The following is a 242-nucleotide window of genomic DNA, read 5'->3' as shown; positions in this document are numbered from 1 at the left end:
AGCATCATCACCACGTCCACGGCCCGCAGCCCTTCGCGCATGTCGGGGTACACCCGCACCCCCATGCGCTCCACCATGGTCGGAAGGAGGGTGCGGGGGCCCACCACCCGCACTTCCGCCACCCCCATGGTGGTGAGGGCGTGGATCTGGGAGCGGGCCACCCGGGAGTGGAGTACGTCCACCATGATCGCCACCCGCAGGGCGCGGAAGTCCGTCTTGTAGTGGCGGATGGTGTACATGTC

Annotated in this window: 1 pseudogene; it reads right to left on the bottom strand. The window is 68.2% G+C overall.

The window, feature by feature from the left end:
* A pseudogene (gene pyrB, locus ACTFO6_RS19580) lies at positions 1-242 on the bottom strand (aspartate carbamoyltransferase catalytic subunit); the annotation flags it as partial.

This window comes from Pelomicrobium sp. G1 (genome assembly GCF_051905455.1).
Lineage (GTDB): Bacteria > Pseudomonadota > Gammaproteobacteria > Burkholderiales > UBA6910 > Pelomicrobium.
This window is presented reverse-complemented; position numbering and strand designations above follow the sequence as displayed.